Below are 19,792 nucleotides of genomic sequence, written 5' to 3'. Positions count from 1 at the left end.
GACCAGTCACGCCGATGCCCCGCTCGGGTGCGGGGGATTCAATGAGCACCTAGGGAACCGCCCAGAACAGTGACCAGGAGAGCCACGATGACTGCAACGCAGCCGGTGCTGCTGCCCGCTTACGACCATCGGCCGGGGGCCGGTCCCACCCTGGTGTTCCTGCACTACTGGGGCGGTTCCGCCCGCACGTGGGACCTCGTCGTCGACCGCCTTCCGGGACGTGACGTGCTCACGTTCGACTTCCGAGGGTGGAGCCGGTCCATCGGTCTGCCCGGCCCCTGCACGCTCGGTCAGCTCGCCGACGACACGCTCGCCGTACTGGCAGACGCAGGGGTCACCGACTACGTCCTCGTCGGGCATTCGATGGGAGGCAAGGTCGCGCAACTGGTCGCGGCAACCCGGCCCGCCGGCCTGCGCGGCATCGTCCTCGTCGGCTCCGGCCCGGCGAAGCCCGCGGCACAGATCACTCCCGAGTACCAGGAGGCCCTTTCCCACGCCTACGACTCCGACGAGTCCATAGCCGGGGCACGGGACCACATCCTCACCGCGACCGAGCTGCCCGCGTCGATCAAGGCACAGATCGCGACCGATTCGCGAGCCGGCGCCGACGCCGGCCGCACCGAATGGCCGCTCCACGGTATCGCGGAGGACATCACCGAGCACACCCGCCTGATCAGCGTTCCCGCCCTCGTGGTCGCCGGAGAGAATGACCAGGTCGAACCCGTCGACGTGCTCCGCGACAACCTTGTGCCCTACCTCCCCCAGGCCGAGTTCACGGTGATACCGGCCACCGGTCACCTGATCCCGCTGGAAGCTCCGGCCGACCTCGCCCACGCCATCACGGCCTTCGCACCAGCGGCCTGACTCTCTGCGCGACCTGACGACAGATCTCCCCCTGATCACCAGCCGGACACTCTGCTGTGCGACAGCCGGCGCGGAGACTCGCACCGACCGAAAGCCAACCGGAGCGGGCATCCTTGGGACCGCACCCGCGTCGGCCACCTCGCCCGGCTCGGCCTCTCCCTCGCCGCGTGACTCCCTGGTCCTGCTCACGAAGTCCGAACCGTCACACGGCATCATGCAGGCATGATCACCATTCATCTGAAGTACGAGGTCGACGCTGACAAGCTCGAGGATTTCGAGGAGTACGGTCGCCGCTGGGTCCGGCTCGTCAACCGTTTCGGGGGGACGCACCACGGCTACTTCCTGCCCAGTGAGGGCGACAGCGACATCGCCTACGCTCTCTTCTCCTTTCCCAGCCTGGCCGCGTACGAGCAGTACCGCACGGACAGCATGTCCGACGCGGAGTGCCAGAAGGCGTTCGAACTGGCTCGTGACACCCGATGCATCAAGCGGTACGAGCGCCGCTTCCTCCGGCCGCTCGACGGCCTGTCCTAGACCGCCGGGAGGTGCGTGGCGCGACCCTGCCGCGCGGCGGTGCGCAGCGCTGCGACTACGGCCGTGGTCGTCGGGTTCGCGGTCTCGGTCTGACGGGTCGCGGCGAACAGCAGGCGCAGGATCGGGTAGTCCTCGATGGGCGCCGCGCGGATTCCGGGTGTAGCCGGGTCGATGGCCCTCCGGGGGACGAGCGCGGTGGCGAGGCCGGCCCGTGCGAGGGCGAGCTGGGCGGCGATGTCGGCGGTGATGTAGCGCGTCGTGGGTGTGAAGCCGGCCTGGTGGCAGGCGTGCAGGATGGCCTGTCCGCAGTCCGTGGTCGGCGGCGGCACGGCGAGGCTGCGCGTGGCCAGTTCCCGCAGCACGACGGGCCGCTCGTTGGCCTGCTCGGCCGCGGTGACGACCAGCAGCGGATCGTCGAGCAGCGGGGAGATCGCGATGCCCCGGGCCACGGTGTCGGGCAGGTGGTGACAGCGCTGCCCCAGCACCACATCGACGGTGCCGAGCGTGAGTTCCCGCACTTGCGCCTGGTCGGTGACAAGGCAGGTCACGGTGAGCTGCGGGTGGTGTGAGCCCAGTGCGGTGAGCCCGGGGGCCACGATCGTGGCGACGGTCGACGGCAACGCGGCGAGCGTGGGAGGTCTTCCTGGCCACCGGCAGCCATGTCTTCAACGGAGCACGGATCGGGGCCCGCTCCGAGGTGCGGATCAACGGCATCGTGCATCTGCGCACCGTGCTACCCGCCGACGATGGTGCCGATCGGCTGGGGCGCGGTCGGCGACCCGGTGCGCATCCTTCCGCCGTAGGACCACGACAGGATCTGGGCGGTACAGAAGAACCTGGACTTCCCCGGCTACGTCTTCGGCCTGGACCGCCCAGCCGACGGCGAGAGCCTGATGCCGGCCGTCTCCGAACGCTTCGGCCGCAGCCTCGGCCGTCACAGCAACGACCAACAGATGTGAGCCCCGCCGGAGGAGCTCGGTCCACCTGTCAGGGGCCCAGCGCCGTTGATACTCGTGACTCCCGTCCGGTCCCGACGGCCTGGTGCACTTCGAACCGCCGTCGAACTGCCGGCCTTCCTCAAACAGGGCACTAGGCACACCGCGGGACCGCTTGCCCCGCTGGCCGTCCGGTGCAAGCGGATCGCGAGGAGGACCTGCAAGATCGAAGGGCTCCGGTTGCGCGTCGGCACCGCACCACCGTCCCCGGCCCGACCACCGCCAAGACCCCGAACCTGATCGGCCGCGACTTCACCGCCCTGAGGCCGAACACGAAGTACGTTGGCGGCACCACCTACCTGCCCAGCAACGGCGGGAAGTTCTGCCACCTGACGACCGTCATCGCAATCGCATCACGCCGTTCCATAACCCGTGTTCAGGTTCCGGAGTCAATGTCCCGGAGTCATCTGGCATTAACCAGGCGGTCGTTGTCATTCGCCCCTCTGTCGAACTCCCCCATGCCCTCCATAGGCTCTTCATGTCCGCACCACTGAAGAGAAGGCAACTCGCATGTCTGAAAAAAGCGATCACGATGCCGCAAGCGACGTCACTCGGCGGTCAGTGCTACGAAGCAGCACGGGAATCGCCGCTGTCGGCGCGGCGTCCCTGCTCGCCACCGCGATCTCCACTCCCCCCGCCGTTGCGGTAGAGGGTGACAGTGGGTCGCGTTCCCGGGACCACGCGCTGCCGGCGTCGGTCGCGGGTATTCGTATCCCCAACACCGAACTGACGCGGGAAACCGTGAGATTCGCACGAAGCGCGTCCTCCGTGACCCTTTTCAACCACGTCATGCGGACGTACCTCTACAGTGCTGTGCTCTTCGAGCGCCAAGGTATCCGCTACGACCGAGAACTGGCCTTCGTCGCCGCGGTCCTGCACGACCTCGGGTTGCTGGAGACATACCAGGTGCCGGGCGAACGCTTCGAAGTCGGGGGCGCGGACGCCGCGCAGAGGTTCCTCAGGAAACAGGGTGTGCCAGAGGACCGGGTTGCAGTCGTCTGGGACGCCATCGCCCTGCATACCAGCAGCAGCATAGCGAGCCGGAAAAGGCCGGAGATCGCCATGGTCTCCGTCGGCTCCGCGGTAGATTTCGCCGGGCAAGGTCTTCAGCAAATACCGGCCGACGCCCTGGAGGACATCCTCACCGCGTTCCCCAGGGAGGATTTCAAGCAGAACGCCGTCCACACCATCCTCTCGATCTGTCGCATGAATCCGATGTCGGTGGTGATGCACCCCTTCGCCGAGGTCGGTCGTCGTCACCTCGCCGATTTCGCGGTTCCCACGGTCGAGGACATGCTGTTCGCCACGCCGTTCGAGGAGTGACGGTCCGCGCGTGATACCCGCATTCCAGCGCCGCACCTGCCTCAGCTCTTAGAGGTCCTAACAGAAGCCGTTGCTCATGTGACTGTCGGCTTGGTTGCTCGATCCAGCCCGCCAGCTCCGCCCAGGGCAAGTCCAGCATGGTGCCGCCGGTCATGGGCCTGGAGCCTTCCGACCGGCGAGATCACCCATCTGCCCGCCGGCGCTCGGACCCTTCGGGTCAACGGTCCTGGAACGTGTCCAGGGCCACGGCCTGGGCGACGGCCAGGCGCGGGTCCAGTCCGGGGGTGAGGATGTCGACCACGTAACGGTCCCGCAGCCCCCACTTCCTGTCCACCTTCAGCACCTGCTTGCCCCCCGTCTCGAAGTCGAAGTGGTACGGCCACAGGAACGGCACCAGATCCAGCGGCAGGAAGTCCCAGACACGGCGGAGCACAGCCACGAACCGGTTACGCTCGCGGCCGACGGCGGCCGGGGATCCGGGCTCGTCCAGCACCCAGGTCGAACGCACCAGTGAGGCGATGTCCCGCTCCTCGAAACCGCCGACGAGGTTGTCCTCCGCGTCCCACACGTCGTAGCCACCACCGGCGCCGCGAAGGCCGCGCTCCTCGATGGTGAACAGCACGCGGGTCCCGGACACGCCGGCGTGGAAGGTGATCTTCTCCTTGAGCGAGAAACGCTTCACCTCGGCGCAGGCCAGGACCTCGCCCTCCGAGCCGTCCGGCATCAGCTCGCTCACCGTGTAACGGCCGGCCTTGAGCCGGTTCTCCTGCCGGACGGTGAAGCGTCTGCCGGTCCACTGTCCCGCACTGCCCACTGTTCCGCTCCCGAAGCCGTCGTTCCCCGTGCCGCCGCTGAGCGCGTCCGGCGGAGCCATCATCACCGGACCGACCGCCCCGCGGCAGTCTCCATAAGTCGTCACCCGTAACGACCAAAGAGGACAGGACTCCCAGGAGCCGGAGACCCACTTTCGTCGCGCGAGACCGCACCGAAAGGAGGATGCGGGCGCCCGAGAACAGCTGTCTATCGTCTGGACGTGGATGCTGCAGAAACTCCCCGTCCCGGGCCGTCGTTCCGCTTCCGTCTCGCCGCCGCCTCCCCCTGGTCCCGGCGGCGGATCGCCGGCGAGGCCGTGCTCACCCCAGTGCTCTCCGGGATCGCAGGTATCCTCCGCACGGCGGAGACCGGCTCCCTGGTGCAGGGCGGGACACTGGCCCTGTTCGTCGCCGTACTGTCCCTGGCGCGTCGCGCCCTGCCGGCGTCGGTACTGCTGGCCGCGTCAGCCCTGGCCGGCGCCTTTCCCGGTACGTTCGCCCTGCTGGTCTGCGCCGGCTGGTCCGCCGGCAGCCGCATCGAGCGCCCCGGGCGGGCACTGGCCGCGTTCACGGCCGGTTTCGTGCTCCACCTTGTCGCCGGCGTGGCCACCGCACCGGATGAAGACCTCGGACTGTCGGCGCTGGTGACCGTCGCACTGACCGGGGGCCCCTTCCTGTTGCTGGCGGTGGCGCCCGGTTTCGCCGCCCGGTACCGTGCCCAGCGGCACGCCCTGCTGGACGCCCTGCGGCGGCACAACGCCCAACTGGTGCGCGAACGAGCGATGGTGGCGCGCCAGGCCCGGCTGCTGGAGCGGCAGCGCATCGCCCAGGACATGCACGACAGCCTTGGCCACCAACTTGCCCTGATCGCCGTGCACACCGGGGCACTGGAGGTGGACCCGGAGCTCAACGACCGCCAGCGGGAGGGTGTGGGCGTCCTCCGGGAGGCATCCAGATCGGCGATGCGGGAGCTGCGCGAAACCGTGGGCATCCTGCGCAACGACGCGGAGACGTCCGGGCCCGGTCCGCAAGGAGCCGGGCCCTCCTCGGACCGTGCCGCGGTTTCCGTCGACGAGCTGGTCGCGTCGTCGCGGTCCGCGGGCGCGACGGTGGAACTGCACCGCTCCGGCGCCCAGCGGCCCCTCACCCCCGCTGCCGACCGGGCGGCGTACCGCATCGCTCAGGAGGGACTGACCAATGCGCACAAGCACGCGCCGGGCGCCCCGATCACGGTCGCGCTGCGCTACGAACCGGACAGCCTCGTAGTCGAGGTGGCGAACGGCCCAGTACCGGACGGGGTTCCGGCCGCACCCCCCGCGATCAGCGGCCAACAGGGGCTGACGGGCCTGCGGGAGCGTGCCCGGCTGGTCGGCGGCATGGTGCACACCGGCCCCACCCCGGGCGGGGGCTTCCGCCTCGCCGGTGTGCTGCCGTACGCCGGTGGCGAGCGGCAGTCCCCTCCGGGCGGCGCGACTTCGGTGGCTGCGGACGACGACTTCCGAGGGCAGATCGGCGGGGCCTCGGCGGGAAATGGTGGTGGCGTCCTCGAACGCGCCATACCGCATAAGGAGTTCACCGCCATCATGAGCAGCAAGAAGAACGCCGCCCTGGGCTGCGCCGCCACCGCCGTGGTCCTCGTCGTGGGCGTCGGCGCCCTTCTGGTGTGGGGAGTGTCGAAAGGGATCGACGAGCTGGAGAAGGGCGCCATACCGGCGAGCGTGTACGAGTCGGCTCGAGTCGGCGAGGCCGAGACGGACCTGCGCGGGAAGTTGCCGGAAGGCGGCTCGTTGCTCACCGACGGCGTGGAGAAGCAAGGACCTGCGCTGCCCGATGACGCGGCCTGCGAACACTTCGTGGACGACGAGAAGGACCTCGTCTACCGGTTCTGCTTCCGCGACGGGAAGCTCGCCTCCAAGGTGTCCTACACATGGAACCCCTGACCGGAGGTCTGTGACCACGCTCCCGGCCGGATCGGGCATGATGAGCGGGCCTGTTGTCCGCCTGTCACACCGTTCCCGCGCAGGAGACCGTATGATCCGGGTTCTCATCGCCGACGACGAGCCACTCATCAGAGCAGGCATCAGAATGATCCTCACATCCGCCGAGGACATCGAGGTCGTCGCCGAGGCACGGGACGGCCGGGAGGCGGTGGACACCGCCCGGAGCACCGCGGTCGACGTGGCCCTGCTGGACATTCAGATGCCCGAGATGGACGGTCTGACCGCGCTGGCCGAACTGGGCCGTGCCGTGCCGGGAACACGGGTGTTGATCCTGACGACATTCGGGGAACGCGACAACGTCCTGCGGGCGCTCGGCCACGGCAGCGCGGGCTTCCTGCTGAAGGACACCGCTCCGCAGGAGCTGATCCACGCAGTCCGCGCGGCGTCGGCCGGCAATGCCTACCTGTCCCCAGCCGCCACCCGCCACGTGGTAGACACCCTCGCCTCCCCCGCCGCCACCGTGCGCGGCGAGGAAGCACGCCGTCGCCTGGCCGGGCTGACCGGTCGCGAACGCGAAGTGCTGGCCCTGCTCGGCGAAGGACTGTCCAACGCGGCCGCCGGCACCCGCCTTCATATGAGCGAAGCGACGGTGAAGACTTACGTCAGCCGCGTCCTAAGCAAGCTCGACTGCGACAACCGGGTCCAAGCGGCGCTCCTGGCCCGCGACGCGGGCCTAGCTTGATCTTTGGGCGTCATTTCATTTGGTGAGTCTGCGGTGGCATATGAGGGTCGCGGCGATGGCGGTGAAGGCGAGGAAGTGTTCCGGCTTGCGTTCGTAGCGGCGGTGGAGGCGTCGGCAGTCGGACAGCCAGGAGATGGTCCGCTCCACGACCCAGCGGTGCCGGCCCAGGTGTCGGGACGACTCGATGCCCTTGCGGGCAAGGCGGTGCCGGATGCCGCGAGAAGCGAGCCATCTGCGCAGGTGGCGGTAGTCGTAGCCCTTGTCGCCGTGCAGCTTGCCGGGCCGCCGGCGCCGCGGGCCGCGACGGGAGCGGATGGGCGGGTTGCCACGAACCAACGGGATGATGAGGGCCTGGCTGTCACGGAGGTTGGCAGCGGAGATGCCGACCGACAGGGGCAGGCCCTGGCGATCATTCGCAGGCGTCGCCTCAAGACGGCGCGCTCTGGGACCTGTTACGAGCTCCAAAAAGCGCAGCTCGCTGGCCTTCCGGGCGGCATTCGCTGTACCGCGGCAGGGCACGCACGCTGCCAGCCCGTCAGGGAAGCCGCAGGTCCCGCAGCTGTCGCCGGGAGGTGATGCTCAGCTTGCGGAAGATGCTGCGGAGGTGGGCCTCAATGGTGCGCGGGCTCAAGAACAGCTGTGCGCCGACCTCCCGGGAGGTCGCCCCGGTAGCTACCAGCCGGGCGATCGTCAGCTCCTGTGCGGTGAGCGCGTCCGAGGGCTGGGCGGACCGGCTGCGTGGGTGCTCGCCGGTGGCGCGCAGCTCGCGGGCGGCGCGCGCGGCGAACGCTTCCGCACCCATGTCCGACAGCATCTGGTGGGCGGTGCGGAGCTGCTGGCGGGCGCCTTGGCGGCGGCCCTCGCGGCGTAGCCACTCGCCATAGACGAGATGAGTCCGGGCCAGCTGGGTGGCCACTCGGCAGTTTCGTAGCTGCTCGATCGCCTCGCGGTAGTACTCCTCGGCGGCCAGGCCGGTGCTGACCAATGCCCGTGAGCGCGCTGCCAGCCCGAGCCCCCACGGGGTGCCGCTGGCCAGCGCCCGTGAGCTGAGCTGGTCCAGCGCAGCGGTCGCAAGCTCCGGCCGGCCGCTACGGCATGCCGCTTCAATGAGCTCGGAGTGGGCCAGGTTGCTGTGGGTCAGCTCGTCGGACTCGAAAGCCCGCGTCGCAGCGACCAGAGCCGCCGGGTAGTCGCCCAGACCGTTGTGCAGCACCGCCATGGCGTACTGCGCCAGGAAGTCCTCAGTTCGGCCCCCACGTCCAACCGCTTCCCGGACCATGGTCGCGTGGACCTCGGTGGTCTCGTCCGAGCGGCCGCGCCAGGCAGCCAGGATGAGCTGGCCGTGGAGCACGGGCACTGTTCTGGTCGCGGCCGCGATCGCGGTCTGCTCGGCGGCCCGGGAGAAGTCACCAGAGAGCACCAGCATGACGGACTGGACGAGCAGTGCTGCCGGGAGCGTGGCCAGCGCGCCGGCTTCCCTGACCAGCCGGACATGACGAGCGGCCAGCGCGTGCACCATCTGGTCGTCGAAGACCGACATCGCGGTCCGGCCGGCCAGCCACAGCCAGCGGCGATCGTCGCCGTCGTTCACGGCATGATCGTCCCGCTCGTGACGATTGAAGGCGTCCAACGCCCGCCGCAGCCCGGGCACTCCTGCCGCGTAGCCCTGCGTGAACGTCGTCACCAGCCCGTCGAGCAACAGATCCACCGGCCTCGGCGACTCCGGTGGTGCGGGCGCGGCCCGGGCTGCGTCGGCCACCGCACGCACGCCGCCGGGTCCGCGGTCGCCAGTAACGATCGCCGCATCGAGCGCGTCCAGGTAGGTCTCCCGGGACAGCGCCGGGTCCAGCGGGGCGAGGCTCTTGGCGGCGTCCAGCAGCATCCGCGGCCCCTCGCCGCCCCTTGCCCCGTGGAACGCGATCCGAGCATTCAGCAGCTCTAGGCGGGCCTGCGCCACGGCGTCCAACGGCCCGGCCGCGGCGACCGTCAGCAGCTCCAGGGCCCCGGACGCACCGGCCTCGTGCTTGGCGTGCGCAGCTTCCAGGGCCCGTTCCGCCCGGACGGCCGGCCCAGGGGTCAGCTCGGCCGCACGCTTCAGGAACGCCGCCGCGGCGGCCAACCCGCCGCGGGCGCGGGCCCGTCCGGCCGAACGCTCCAGCTCCGCGGCGGCGTCCTCATCAGTGCCCACCACCGCCTGCGCGCGGTGCCAGGCACGCCGGTCCGGATCGACCTGCTGGTCGGTGACGGCGGCCAGCGCGCCGTGCGCCCGGCGCCGGTCGGCCGGTGTGGCCGCCCGGTAGACCGCCGAGCGCACCAGCGGGTGCCGGAACCGCACACGGAAGTCGAACTCCAGCAGCCCGGCGGCCTCCGCGGGCGCAGCCGCCTCGCGGGCGATCCCCAGCTCCGCGGCCGCGCGCCACAGCAACGCCGCATCCCCGGTCGGCTCGGCCGCGGCAACCACCAGCAGCATCCGCGCGTCGGCAGGCAGGCTGTTCGCGCGACGCCGGAAGCCGTCCTCGATCCGGCGCGGAACGCTCACCACGTCCGGCAGCTCGAACCCGCCCGCGAACTGCACCGCCGGAGCACCCCGGGGTAGCTCCAACAACGCCAGCGGATTGCCGCGCGCCTCGGCTACGATCCGGTCGCGCACCACATCGTCCAGCGGTGCGCGGACCGCGGTGGCCAGCAGCGTCTGGGCATCGGACGCCCCCAGCCCCGCCAGGCGCAGCTCCGGCAACCCGCTGAACGCCTCGACGTCGGTCACACCGGGATCGCGCAGCGCAAACACCATCACCACCCGCTCGGCCCCCACCCGCCGGGCCACGAAAGCCAGAACCTGCGCAGACGCCTGATCGAGCCACTGCGCATCATCGACCACACACAGCAACGGCCCGTCCTCGGCCAACAGGCTCAACACCGCCAACCCCACCAGGAACCGGTCCGGCGCAGCACCCTCGCGCAGCCCGAACGCCACCCCGAGCGCGGCCTGCTGCGGCTCGGGCAGCTCGACCGCCCGCGCCAGGAACGGGGCGCACAACTGGTGCAGGCCCGCGAACGCGAACTCTGCCTCGGCCTCCACTCCGGCCGCGTCCTGAACCCCGAATCCCACCGCCACGGCGGTCTCCCGCATGTGCTGCAAGAGGGCGGACTTGCCGATGCCGGCCTCCCCGCGCACCACCAACACCCCGCTGTCGCCGCCCTGCGCCCGAGCCAGCAGCTGCTCGAGCACCGCCTGCTCGGCGCGCCGTCCTACGAGCATCGCCTGGTCCTCCCCTGGCGCCGACACGGCGTCTATCCGGTAATTGTCACCGACGCGAAGCGCGCGGGCAGCACCGGGTCGTCAAGATGCCGGCCTCCCCCGCGCCAGGGTCGGTGACGGGATAAGGGATTTCCACCGACGCGGACCAGGCGCCTTCCCCGCGACTCTGAGAGCCGACAGCAGAGCGACCGGGAAGGGAGCGACCACCGTGATCAGCACCGAGGTGTTCTTCCCCGCCGACGAGGAGTCCTCCCGTTACGGCAGCAGCGCGAGCGGGTCGCCGTCCACGCCGTGGCCCACCGGGAGCTGCACGGCGGTGGGGCGGGCTGTCGGAGGCCGATCGCCGGCGCCGGCTCACGCACCCCTGACCACGCCGAAGACATTTGGGCCGACGACACGTCGGTCGACGACACCTGAAAGGGAACAGCCGTGGCCTGGAGACCCCGCCAACTCGCCGAACTCGCCGGCACCACTGTGGGTGCGGTGCGGCACTACCACGACGTCGGCCTGCTGGAGGAGCCGCCGCGGCGCGCCAACGCCACAACACGGCGACGAACCTGCCCCTCGACCTCCTCGGCGGACCTACCGCCGTGACCGCGTTCGCCCCCGGCCTGAATGACGCGCACCGGCCGCCATCGTCGAGAGCATGCGGGCGGTGCCCCTCGGTGGCGGCCTGCAGCCGGCCGGCCGCGAGCGGCTCACCACCTCGCTCGTCGCGAACACCACCGGCGACGCCACCATCCGGGCCGGCGTGCCAGCCGGGTGGCTGATCGGGGGACAGGACCGGGACCGAAGCACAGGGCGAGCGCAACGACGTCGGGATCGTGCTGCCCCCGGACCGCGCGCCGCTGGTCTCGCCGTCTACGCCGACCCGGACGACCCGGAGTCCACGGCCGGCAACGCCACCATCGCCGAGGCGACAACGATCGCGGTACGGCGGCTCGTCGGTCAATAGCAGGCACACCACCCTCGGAAAGGAAAGATCATGGGACACGTAACCATCGGGAACGAGAACAGCACGCCGGTCGAGCTCTACTACGAGGACCAAGGCGCGGGTCAGCCCGTCGTCCTCATCCACGGCTACCCGCTCAACGGCCACAGCTGGGAGCGCCAGACGCGCGAGCTGCTCTCCGCCGGCTACCGCGTCATCACCTACGACCGCCGCGGCTTCGGCCGCTCGTCGAAGGTCGGCACCGGCTACGACTACGACACCTTCGCCGCCGACCTGAATGCCCTGCTGGAGACCCTGGACCTGCGCGACGTCGTCCTCGTCGGGTTCTCGATGGGCACCGGCGAACTCGCCCGCTACATCGCTCGATACGGCCACCAGCGGGTCGCGAAGCTCGCCTTCCTGGCCTCCCTGGAGCCCTTCCTCGTCGCTCGGGACGACAACCCGGACGGCGTGCCCCAGGACGTCTTCGACGGCATCGAGGCCGCGGCCAAGGGCGACCGCTACGCCTGGTACGAGCAGTTCTTCTCCAACTTCTACAACCTCGACGAGAACCTGGGCAACCGCATCGGCCAGGAGGCGGTCACAGCCAGCTGGAACGTCGCCATCTCCAGCGCCCCCGTGGCCGCCCATGCCGTCGTCTCCTCGTGGATCGAGGACTTCCGCGCCGACGTCGAGGCCGTCCGGGCCAGCGGCACGCCGGCCCTGATCCTGCACGGCACCGCCGATCGGATCCTCCCCATCGAAGTCACGGCCCACCGCTTCCGCCGGGCCCTGCCCGACGCGCAGTACGTGGAGATCGACGGCGCCCCGCACGGGCTGCTGTGGACTCACGCCGACGAGGTCAACGCCGCCCTGCTCACCTTCCTGGGAGACCCACTCCCTAAGGGCGTCCGCCCCGGTTCGAAGGAGTCGCCATGACCACGGCCACCGGCGCCTCGCCCCGCGGCGCCGACCTCGGCGTGCGCCCGCGGCGAGCGCCTCGTCCATACGCTGCCCGTGCCGTGGCAGCGGTTCGGCGTGCTCGATGCGCAAGCTCGTCGTCGGCGATCGACGAACGGGATCCACCGCCGAACGGGACCGGGCTCGGTGGGGTGGCACTGCCACAGCAGGGGCCCGAGGATGCGCTCATCAGGATCCGAGCGGGGCTCACCGGCATCGCGCTCGTGCACGGGGTCGGCGTCCTCGTCGGGGCGTCGGACGATCCCGCCGACCTCGGACGGTACGGCACGGACCTCTGGGACCGGAAGATGGTCACGGCTGAGAGGACGCGATGAGGGCACCCGGTGCTCCGGCTCCGCTCGTCGGACGACAGGCAGAGGTCGCTGCCGTGACCGAGGTGCTCGACCGAGCCCGCCGTGGCACCGGTGGCGCCCTGGTGCTCTGGGGTGAGCCGGGCATCGGCAAGACCGCACTTCTCGACCACGTCACCGCGGCGTCTCCCGATTTCGCCCCGCTGGCGGTACAGCCCGCACGGTGCGAGTCCGGGACCCCCTTCGCCGGCCTGGACACGCTGCTCCGGCCGGTCGAGCACCTGATCGCGACTCTTCCGGTGTCCCAGGCGGCAGCGTTGCGAGGCGTGCTCGCGGGCGAGGTCACCGGAGCGGGCCGGTCGCTCACCGCCGTGGCGGTCCTGTCCCTGTTGTCGGCGCTGGCAGTCGACCGCCCGCTCCTGATCGTCGTGGACGACGCACACCGGCTCGACGCGGAGACCGAGTTCGTGCTCGGATTCGTCGCCCGGCGGGTGGGGACCGATCCGGTGGTGGTCCTGGTCGCCGGCCACGACGCGCCCGCCGGCGGATCGTGGGAGGGCGTCGATCCGCTCGCGGTGAGTCCTCTCGCTGACGACCACGCCGCCCAACTGGTCGCCGCCGCCCACCCCGGCCTCGACGGCCCCGAGGTCACCCGCGCGGTGAAAGCAGGTGGGGGAAACCCGCTGGCACTGCACGAGCTGCCTGTACCAATCGACGATCTTGCCGCCGGCACGGTGCCCGTGGGGCCCCGGCTGCGTAAGGCCTTCGCCGAGCGCCTGCAGACCATGCCGACCCCGGCACGCGAGTTCGCCGTGCTCATGGCCGCGGCTCGTGCCGACGGTGATCAGCTCACGCTCGCACGGTCAGCACGTTCCCGCGCCGCCGAGGAGCCGGTCTGGGAGGAGACGACCTGGTCGGGTCTGCTCGCCGGGACGCCCGACCGGCCTGCGCTACGGCACCCGGTGGTCCGGGCCGCTGTCTACGCGAGCGCCTCCCCGTCTGAGCGCAGGAACGCCCACCGGACCCTGGCCGCCGCGCTTCCCCCGGGCAGTCGCGGGCATGTCTGGCACCGGGCCGCGACCGTTCACGACGTCGACGAGGAGATCGCCGGGCTGCTCGAGCAGACGGTGCCCTCGGGCGCCGGCGCGGTACCGATCCTGCGGCGGGCCGCCGAGCTGTCCGCCGACCCGGCCGCTGCGACCCGCAGGCTCGCCGGCGCGGCCGTGGCCGCCTGGCACGGCGGCGACGCCACGATGGCGCGTCGGTTGCTGGCCGATGCCCGGAGCCTGACCGACGAGGTCCTGGCCACCCGCGCCAGCCGCGGGCTGCGCGGAGTACTCGAACTCGCCGAGGGGTCTCTGGAACGAGCCCACCGATCGATCAGTCGCGACATCGCCGCGTTCGATGATCCGCGCATGAGAGTGGAGCTCGGCGCCGCTGCCCTGCACGCGGGATGGTCCGCGGCCCGCGACGACCTCGTCGGCGAGACCCTCACTCGTCTCGCGGGGCTGACGACCCCTGGGCTGCCCGACGTCCTCCCGATCGTCCGGACGTGGTGGGGGCCGGCGACGGACCCGGCACGGGCAGCGTCGTCGGCAGAACTCGGTGACGTCATGGCGCACATCTCCCGGGTGGAGTCGCAGCTGCTCCCGGCATCGCCGCTCGGACTGGTGTGGGGCCTCGACGAGCCACTCGCCGATGCCGTGCACGCCCTTGTCCGCAGGCACCGCCGTCACGCCGATGGCACCTCGCTTGCTGCGGCGCTGGCTCGGATCGCGCGACTCGACATCGCCGCGGGCCGGTGGGGCGCTGCGGAGGACGCCGCGGCCGAGGGGCTCGCGTCGGCCGAGCGGATCGGTGCCGAGCACATCGCTGCGGAGTGCCGGAACTGCCTCGGGTGGCTCGCCGCCGCCCGCGGTGACGGCCGCAGCGTCGACCATCTGACCGGTCGGACCCTGCAGTTGGCCGGGCCGCGCCGCGACCGTGCGGTCAGCGCCTCGGCCCACTGGAACCGTGGAATGGCCGCTCTGGCGGCCGGTCGCGCCGATGCTGCACTCGACCTGCTCGCCCGCTTGGACGAGCACGGGCACGAGGCAGCACATCCGATCGTCGCTCTGCTGGCAAGCCTGGACACGATCGAGGCCGCCGTGCACGCGCGGCGGCCGGAGATCGGCCGGCGCCGCGCCGAGGCGCTCGACGCCTGGGTACGGCGTACCGGCGCGCACTGGGCGCGATTCACAGCGCACCTGGCACGCGCACTGCTGGACGAACCCGCCGCCGAACGGTCCTACCGGGCGGCGCTGGACGTGCCCGGTGCGTCCCGGCGCCCGTTCGACCACGCACGGGCCCGGCTGCTCTACGGCGAGTGGTTGCGGCGACAGCGGCGGCGCCGAGACGCCCGCCAGCAGCTCGACGCCGCTGCCGAGACGTTCCACGCACTGGGAGCGCGCCCGATGCTCGAGCGGGCCCGGCGTGAGCAGCGTCTGATCATGGCACCCGCACGCCGTGCCACTGCTGCCGGCACGGGCATGGCAACGCTGACGGCACAGGAACGCCGGGTGGCCCAGCTTGCCGCCGGCGATCTGACCAACCGGGAGATCGGGGCCCGTCTGCGGATCAGCGACCGCACCGTCGGGCATCACCTGTCCAACGTGTTCGCCAAGCTGGGGCTCTGCTCACGGCGCGACTTGGCGGCCACCGGCATCGCCGGACGGAGATGATTCCGGCTCGGTCGTGACGCCTTAGAGGTCCTAACAAAGGCGTTGGGCGTGGCGTTGGGTGATCAGGCAGACGGCGAGGCCGAGGAAGGCTTCGTGGATGTCGTAGCGTCGTTCCCAGCGGATGCGCAGGCGTCGGAAGCCGTGCAGCCAAGAAATGGTGCGTTCGACGACCCGGCGGAAGGTGCCCGGGCCGGTGCCGTGTGGCTGGCCGCGTTCGGCGATCGCCGGGCGAATGCCTGGCTCGCGCAGAAGTCGGCGGTACTTGTCGTGGTCGTAGCCGCGGTCCGCGAAGAGCGTGTCGGGCCGTCGACGGGGTCGCCCGACGGTCCCGGCCACGGCCGGGATCTTGTCGAGCAAGGGCAGCAGTTGGGTGAGGTCGTTGCGGTTTCCGCCGGTCAGGGACACCGCGAGCGGGATGCCCTGGCCGTCGGTGATGACGTGGTGCCTGCTGCCCGGCCGTGCGCGGTCGACCGGGCTGGGACCGCTTTTGGGCCCCGGCGTGCGGCCCGGACGTGGGACGAGTCGATCACCGCCCTCGACCAGTCGAGTTGGTTCTTCGACCGCAGCTTCTTCAGCAGGAGCGCGTGCAACTGGTCCCAGACGCCGGCCTCGTTCCAGGCCGCCAGGCAGGATGCGGCGTACGACAGGTCCTGCGCTTGGGTCGTATCTGCCAGATCGGTACTCCCTGACCTCCGCAGACGTCGCCTCGCGTGACCTCAGCTGCCGCGCGTGGGCATTTCTGCAGGTCAACGGGACCGTCCACGAGGCTTCAGCGGGACTGCCGGTAGCGTGGGTGCGGGCAGCGGAGCCCCGTCGTACCCCTTGACCTCCCCGAAACGTGACCCGTCCATCCAGTCCCGGCGGGCCTGCGCGATCTCCTCCTGGGAGCGTCCGATCCAGTTCCAGAACATGATCAGTTCCTCCTCGAACGGCTCGCCGCCCAGGAGCATCAGGCCCGCGTCCGAGTCGGCGCGCAGGGGCAGCGCGTCGCGCCCGCAGCCGAGGTAGAGCATGGAGCCCGGCACCAGGGGCACGCCGTCGACGTGGGCCTCGCCGCTCATGGCCAGGACGGCGTACTCGAAGTCCCCCTCCAGCGGCAGGCGTACGTCCGTGCCGCCGCTGAGGGCCAGGTCGGCGCCGACGAGGGGCGTGTACGTGGTGCCGGGCGAGGTGGCGGTGTCGAGGGTGCCGAGGAGCACGGTGGCCGCCAGGCCGGGGGCCGTGACCCGGGGCAGCTCGGCGTGGAACTCGAAGTGCGGGTCGGTGTGGCGGTGGGCGTCCGGGAGGGCCACCCACAGCTGGGCGCCGTGCAGGAGGCGCGCGTGCGAGCGCGGGCTCTCCTCCGAGTGGCTGATCGCACGGCCGGAGGTCATCAGGCCCAGCTGGCGCGGGCGGATGGTCTGCAGGCTGCCGGTGGAGTCGCGGTGCAGCACCTCGCCCTCGTGCAGCCAGCTCACCGTCTGCAGGCCCATGTGGGGATGCGGCGGCACCTGCATGCCGGGCTCGTCGGCGATGTCGTCGGGGCCGTAGTGGTCGACGAAGCACCAGGCGCCGACCATCCGTCGGCCGAGGTTGGGCAGCAGTCGGCGGACCTCGGTGGACTCGCCGAGCTTGACGTGGCGAGGGCTGAGAAGTTCGCGTACGGGCTCCGTCACCACGAAGCCGCGGCCGCCGCAGAGACTGGGTACGGCCTCGCGATCAAGGTTGCTCATGCCGCCCAACCTAGACCCGGCGGGGCCCTCGCGTCAGACGGACCGCGGGCCGTCACCGTGGCGGGCGACGGCACCGCCGCGCACACCTCCATCAGTAGTGGAATGTTCAACCGTGTGGCGGGGTTGGAGGGGGCGAAGGAGGTTCGAGTGGACATGACGTACTACGACCACGGAACACCGGCGGAGCGCTGGGAGCGCGCGCGGATGTTCTTCGACGCCAAGGACTACGCCGCCGCGGCCCGCGTCCTGGACGCACTGGTCGCGGAGGTGCCCGAGCAGACCGGCCCGCGGCTGCTGCTCGCGCGTTCCTACTACCACTCGGCCCAGCTGCGGCGGGCGGAGGCCGAGCTGCGGACCGTCGTCGAGCGCGATCCCGTCGAGCAGTACGCCCGGCTGATGCTGGGCCGCACCCTGGAACGGCAGGGGCGGCAGGAGGAGGCCGACGCCCAGCTGCGGATCGCCTCGGCCCTCGCGGGCGACTTCGCCGAGATCTGAGCGCGAGCCGGGAGCGTGGCATCCTGACGCGATGGGAACCGCGATGGGAACTCCTGGTGATCGTGCCCCGCTTGCCGAGCGGGTCGAGGAACTGCTCGCCGTCGGCGGCCCGTTGCCGATCGTCGCGGCCGGGGACCCGGTGCTGCGACGCTCGGCCGAGCCGTACGACGGGCAGTTGGCGCCCGCGCTCTTCGAGCGGTTCGTCGAGGCGCTGCGGCTGACCATGCACGCGGCGCCGGGCGTCGGGCTGGCCGCGCCACAGGTCGGGGTGGGGCTGAGGGTCGCGGTGATCGAGGACCCGGCGCCGGTGCCGGAGGAGGTGCGGGTGGCGCGGGGCCGGGTGCCGCAGCCGTTCCGGGTGCTGGTCAACCCCTCGTACGAACCGGTGGGCGCCGGGCGGGCCGCGTTCTTCGAGGGCTGTCTGAGCGTGCCGGGCTGGCAGGCGGTGGTGGCGCGCCATGCCGAGGTGCGGCTGCGGGCGCGGGACGAGCACGGGCGGACGGTGGACGAGGTGTTCGCGGGCTGGCCGGCCCGGATCGTGCAGCACGAGACGGATCATCTCGACGGCACCTTGTATCTGGACCGGGCCGAGCTACGGTCACTGGCCTCGAACGCCGCGATGGCGGACCTCTGGTCCCAGCCGACGCCGGAGCGGGCGGCGTCGGCACTGGGCTTCGAGCTGCCCGGCCCGGCGGTCTGACCGGCCGCCCGGCACCGGCCGCCGGGTCCGGGACGACGGGCCGGCCCCCGTCAGTTGTCCCGGTACGCCTCCAGCAGCCGCAGCCACACCTCGCTGATCGTCGGGTACGACGGAACCGCGTGCCACAGTCGGCTGAGCGGTACCTGACCCGCGACGGCGACGGTCGCGGAGTGGATCATCTCGCCGACGCCGGGGCCGACGAAGGTGACGCCGCGCACGATCTCGTCCTCCAGGTCGACCACCATGCGGGCGCGGCCCTTGTAGCCGTCGCCGTACAGGCTCGATCCGGCCACCGCGATGGGGACGTCGACGGCCCGGACGCGGTGTCCCGCCTGCTCGGCCTCGGCCAGGGTCAGGCCGACGGACGCGGCCTCGGGGTCGGTGAAGACCACCTGGGGGACGGCGTGGTGGTCGGCGGTGGCGGCGTGCGCCCCCCACGGGTCGGACTCCAGGATCGGCACCCCGGAGGCGCGGGCGGCGATGGCGGCGCCCGCGATGCGTGCCTGGTACTTGCCCTGGTGGGTGAGGAGGGCGCGATGGTTGACGTCGCCGACGGCGTAGAGCCAGTCGTGGCCCTCCACCCGGAGGCTGTCGTCGACCGGCAGCCAGGAACCCGGCTCCAGGCCGACGGTCTCCAGGCCGATGTCGCCGGTGCGGGGCGTCCGGCCGGTGGCGAAGAGGATCTCGTCGGCCTCCAGGCGGTCGCCGCTGTCGGTGACGGCGACGACGGTGCCGTTCTCCCGGGTGACGGACTCGACGGAGACGCCGGTGCGGAGGTCCACGCCGGCCTCGGTGAGCGCCTCGGCGACCAGTTCCCCGGCGAACGGCTCCATCCGCGCGAGCAGGCCGCCGTCGCCGCGCACCAGCATCGTGACCCGGGAGCCGAGGGCCTGCCAGGCGGTGGCCATCTCGACGGCGACGACTCCGCCGCCGACGACGATCAGGCGGCCGGGCGCGCTCTTGGCGCTGGTGGCCTCGCGGCTGGTCCAGGGGCGGACCTCGGCGAGTCCGGGCAGCGGGGGCAGGGCGGCCGCGCTGCCGGTGCAGACGGCGACGGCGTGCCGGGCGGTCAGGGTGCGGCGGCTGCCGTCGGGGCCGGTCACCTCCACGGTGCGCGCTCCGGTGAGCCGTCCCTGACCGCGGTGCAGGTCGGCGCCGATGCCCTCGACCCACTGGACCTGGCCGTCGTCCTTCCAGTGCGAGGTGAACTCGTCGCGGCGGGCGAGGACGGCCTGCGCGTCGAGGGGATTGTGGACCTCCTGGGCGAGGCCGGGCAGGCGGCGGGCGTCCGCGCGGGCGATGACCGGGCGCAGCAGGGCCTTGCTGGGCATGCACGCCCAGTAGGAGCACTCGCCGCCGACCAGTTCGCTCTCCACGATCGCGGTGGAGAGCCCGGCCGCGCGGGTGCGGTCGGCGACGTTCTCGCCGACGGGGCCCGCGCCGATCACCACGACGTCGTACGTGAGGGAATCCGATTGCGTCATGGGGTCAGTC

At 71.5% G+C, this 19,792-nt stretch carries 16 protein-coding genes and 2 pseudogenes; 11 read left to right on the top strand and 7 right to left on the bottom strand.

The annotated features are described in order from the left end of the window. Positions 1 to 87: 87 nt before the first annotated feature. Both ACGH52_RS34660 and ACGH52_RS34655 read left to right on the top strand, forming a co-directional pair. Positions 88 to 864 carry an alpha/beta fold hydrolase gene (locus ACGH52_RS34660; protein WP_076972893.1) on the top strand — a complete coding sequence of 259 codons (777 nt, stop codon included), beginning with the start codon at positions 88 to 90 and terminating at the stop codon, positions 862 to 864. Positions 865 to 1,086: 222 nt separating this feature from the next. Further along, positions 1,087 to 1,398 (top strand): NIPSNAP family protein, encoded by a 312-nt coding sequence (locus ACGH52_RS34655; protein WP_076972894.1) that lies wholly within the window; start codon positions 1,087 to 1,089, stop codon positions 1,396 to 1,398. On the opposite strand, the gene ACGH52_RS34650 is transcribed toward ACGH52_RS34655, so the two are convergent. Further along, positions 1,395 to 2,018, bottom strand: a complete 624-nt coding sequence (locus tag ACGH52_RS34650) for a LysR substrate-binding domain-containing protein (protein WP_399945201.1) — start codon at positions 2,016 to 2,018, stop codon at positions 1,395 to 1,397. The genes ACGH52_RS34655 and ACGH52_RS34650 overlap by 4 nt on opposite strands. Positions 2,019 to 2,903: 885 nt before the next feature. On the opposite strand from ACGH52_RS34650, the gene ACGH52_RS34645 reads away from it, so the two are divergent. Beyond that, positions 2,904 to 3,716 (top strand): HD domain-containing protein, encoded by an 813-nt coding sequence (locus ACGH52_RS34645; protein WP_121703717.1) that lies wholly within the window; start codon positions 2,904 to 2,906, stop codon positions 3,714 to 3,716. A 217-nt stretch (positions 3,717 to 3,933) separates the two neighbouring features. Here ACGH52_RS34645 and ACGH52_RS34640 read toward each other — a convergent pair whose 3' ends face one another. Continuing rightward, on the bottom strand, positions 3,934 to 4,530 hold the full coding sequence (locus tag ACGH52_RS34640) for a hypothetical protein (RefSeq protein WP_121703726.1): 597 nt from the start codon (positions 4,528 to 4,530) through the stop codon (positions 3,934 to 3,936). Positions 4,531 to 4,749: 219 nt separating this feature from the next. Here ACGH52_RS34640 and ACGH52_RS34635 point away from each other — a divergent pair, with 219 nt between their 5' ends. Next, positions 4,750 to 6,468, top strand: a complete 1,719-nt coding sequence (locus ACGH52_RS34635) for a histidine kinase (RefSeq protein WP_399945198.1) — start codon at positions 4,750 to 4,752, stop codon at positions 6,466 to 6,468. Positions 6,469 to 6,559: 91 nt separating this feature from the next. Next, the gene (locus tag ACGH52_RS34630; protein ID WP_399945195.1) at positions 6,560 to 7,210 is read left to right on the top strand and encodes a response regulator; all 651 of its coding nucleotides are present in this window, start codon (positions 6,560 to 6,562) and stop codon (positions 7,208 to 7,210) included. Between the two features lie 15 nt (positions 7,211 to 7,225). On the opposite strand, the pseudogene ACGH52_RS34625 reads toward ACGH52_RS34630, so the two are convergent. Further along, positions 7,226 to 7,621 (bottom strand): annotated as a pseudogene (locus ACGH52_RS34625) (transposase); the annotation flags it as partial. Between the two features lie 124 nt (positions 7,622 to 7,745). Next, positions 7,746 to 10,469 carry an AAA family ATPase gene (locus ACGH52_RS34620; protein WP_399945192.1) on the bottom strand — a complete coding sequence of 908 codons (2,724 nt, stop codon included), beginning with the start codon at positions 10,467 to 10,469 and terminating at the stop codon, positions 7,746 to 7,748. Between the two features lie 429 nt (positions 10,470 to 10,898). On the opposite strand from ACGH52_RS34620, the gene ACGH52_RS34615 reads away from it, so the two are divergent. The 4 genes from ACGH52_RS34615 (at position 10,899) to ACGH52_RS34600 (ending at position 15,391) form a co-directional block, all read left to right on the top strand. After that, entirely contained in the window at positions 10,899 to 11,063 is a 165-nt protein-coding gene (locus ACGH52_RS34615) for a MerR family DNA-binding transcriptional regulator (protein ID WP_107487770.1), read from the top strand. A gap of 52 nt (positions 11,064 to 11,115) precedes the next feature. Next, positions 11,116 to 11,424: a hypothetical protein gene (locus tag ACGH52_RS34610; RefSeq protein ID WP_399945189.1), complete on the top strand. Its 309-nt coding sequence runs from the start codon at positions 11,116 to 11,118 to the stop codon at positions 11,422 to 11,424. Positions 11,425 to 11,454: 30 nt separating this feature from the next. Next, positions 11,455 to 12,339, top strand: coding sequence for an alpha/beta fold hydrolase (locus tag ACGH52_RS34605; RefSeq protein ID WP_399945186.1), 885 nt, complete (start codon positions 11,455 to 11,457; stop codon positions 12,337 to 12,339). A 409-nt stretch (positions 12,340 to 12,748) separates the two neighbouring features. Next, positions 12,749 to 15,391, top strand: a complete 2,643-nt coding sequence (locus ACGH52_RS34600; protein WP_399945183.1) for an AAA family ATPase — start codon at positions 12,749 to 12,751, stop codon at positions 15,389 to 15,391. A 30-nt stretch (positions 15,392 to 15,421) separates the two neighbouring features. Here ACGH52_RS34600 and ACGH52_RS34595 read toward each other — a convergent pair. After that, positions 15,422 to 16,017: pseudogene (locus ACGH52_RS34595) on the bottom strand (IS5 family transposase); the annotation flags it as partial. A gap of 120 nt (positions 16,018 to 16,137) precedes the next feature. Next, complete coding sequence (locus ACGH52_RS34590) at positions 16,138 to 17,103, bottom strand: pirin family protein (protein ID WP_399945180.1); 966 nt, start codon at positions 17,101 to 17,103, stop codon at positions 16,138 to 16,140. Positions 17,104 to 17,250: 147 nt separating this feature from the next. Between ACGH52_RS34590 and ACGH52_RS34585 the strand changes: the two genes are divergently transcribed. Together ACGH52_RS34585 and ACGH52_RS34580 are read left to right on the top strand one after the other, a co-directional pair. Then, positions 17,251 to 17,598: a tetratricopeptide repeat protein gene (locus ACGH52_RS34585; RefSeq protein WP_076972902.1), complete on the top strand. Its 348-nt coding sequence runs from the start codon at positions 17,251 to 17,253 to the stop codon at positions 17,596 to 17,598. Between the two features lie 43 nt (positions 17,599 to 17,641). Then, positions 17,642 to 18,298: a peptide deformylase gene (locus ACGH52_RS34580; RefSeq protein ID WP_399946983.1), complete on the top strand. Its 657-nt coding sequence runs from the start codon at positions 17,642 to 17,644 to the stop codon at positions 18,296 to 18,298. Between the two features lie 50 nt (positions 18,299 to 18,348). Here the strand turns inward: ACGH52_RS34580 and ACGH52_RS34575 are convergent, their stop codons facing one another. Continuing rightward, positions 18,349 to 19,782 carry a dihydrolipoyl dehydrogenase family protein gene (locus ACGH52_RS34575; RefSeq protein WP_399945172.1) on the bottom strand — a complete coding sequence of 478 codons (1,434 nt, stop codon included), beginning with the start codon at positions 19,780 to 19,782 and terminating at the stop codon, positions 18,349 to 18,351. Positions 19,783 to 19,792 lie beyond the last annotated feature (10 nt).

It is taken from the genome of Streptomyces sp. BBFR25, from assembly GCF_044590125.1.
GTDB lineage: Bacteria > Actinomycetota > Actinomycetes > Streptomycetales > Streptomycetaceae > Streptomyces > Streptomyces canus_D.
Note: the sequence above shows the minus strand (reverse complement) of the source record. Positions and strands in the feature narration are given on the sequence as shown.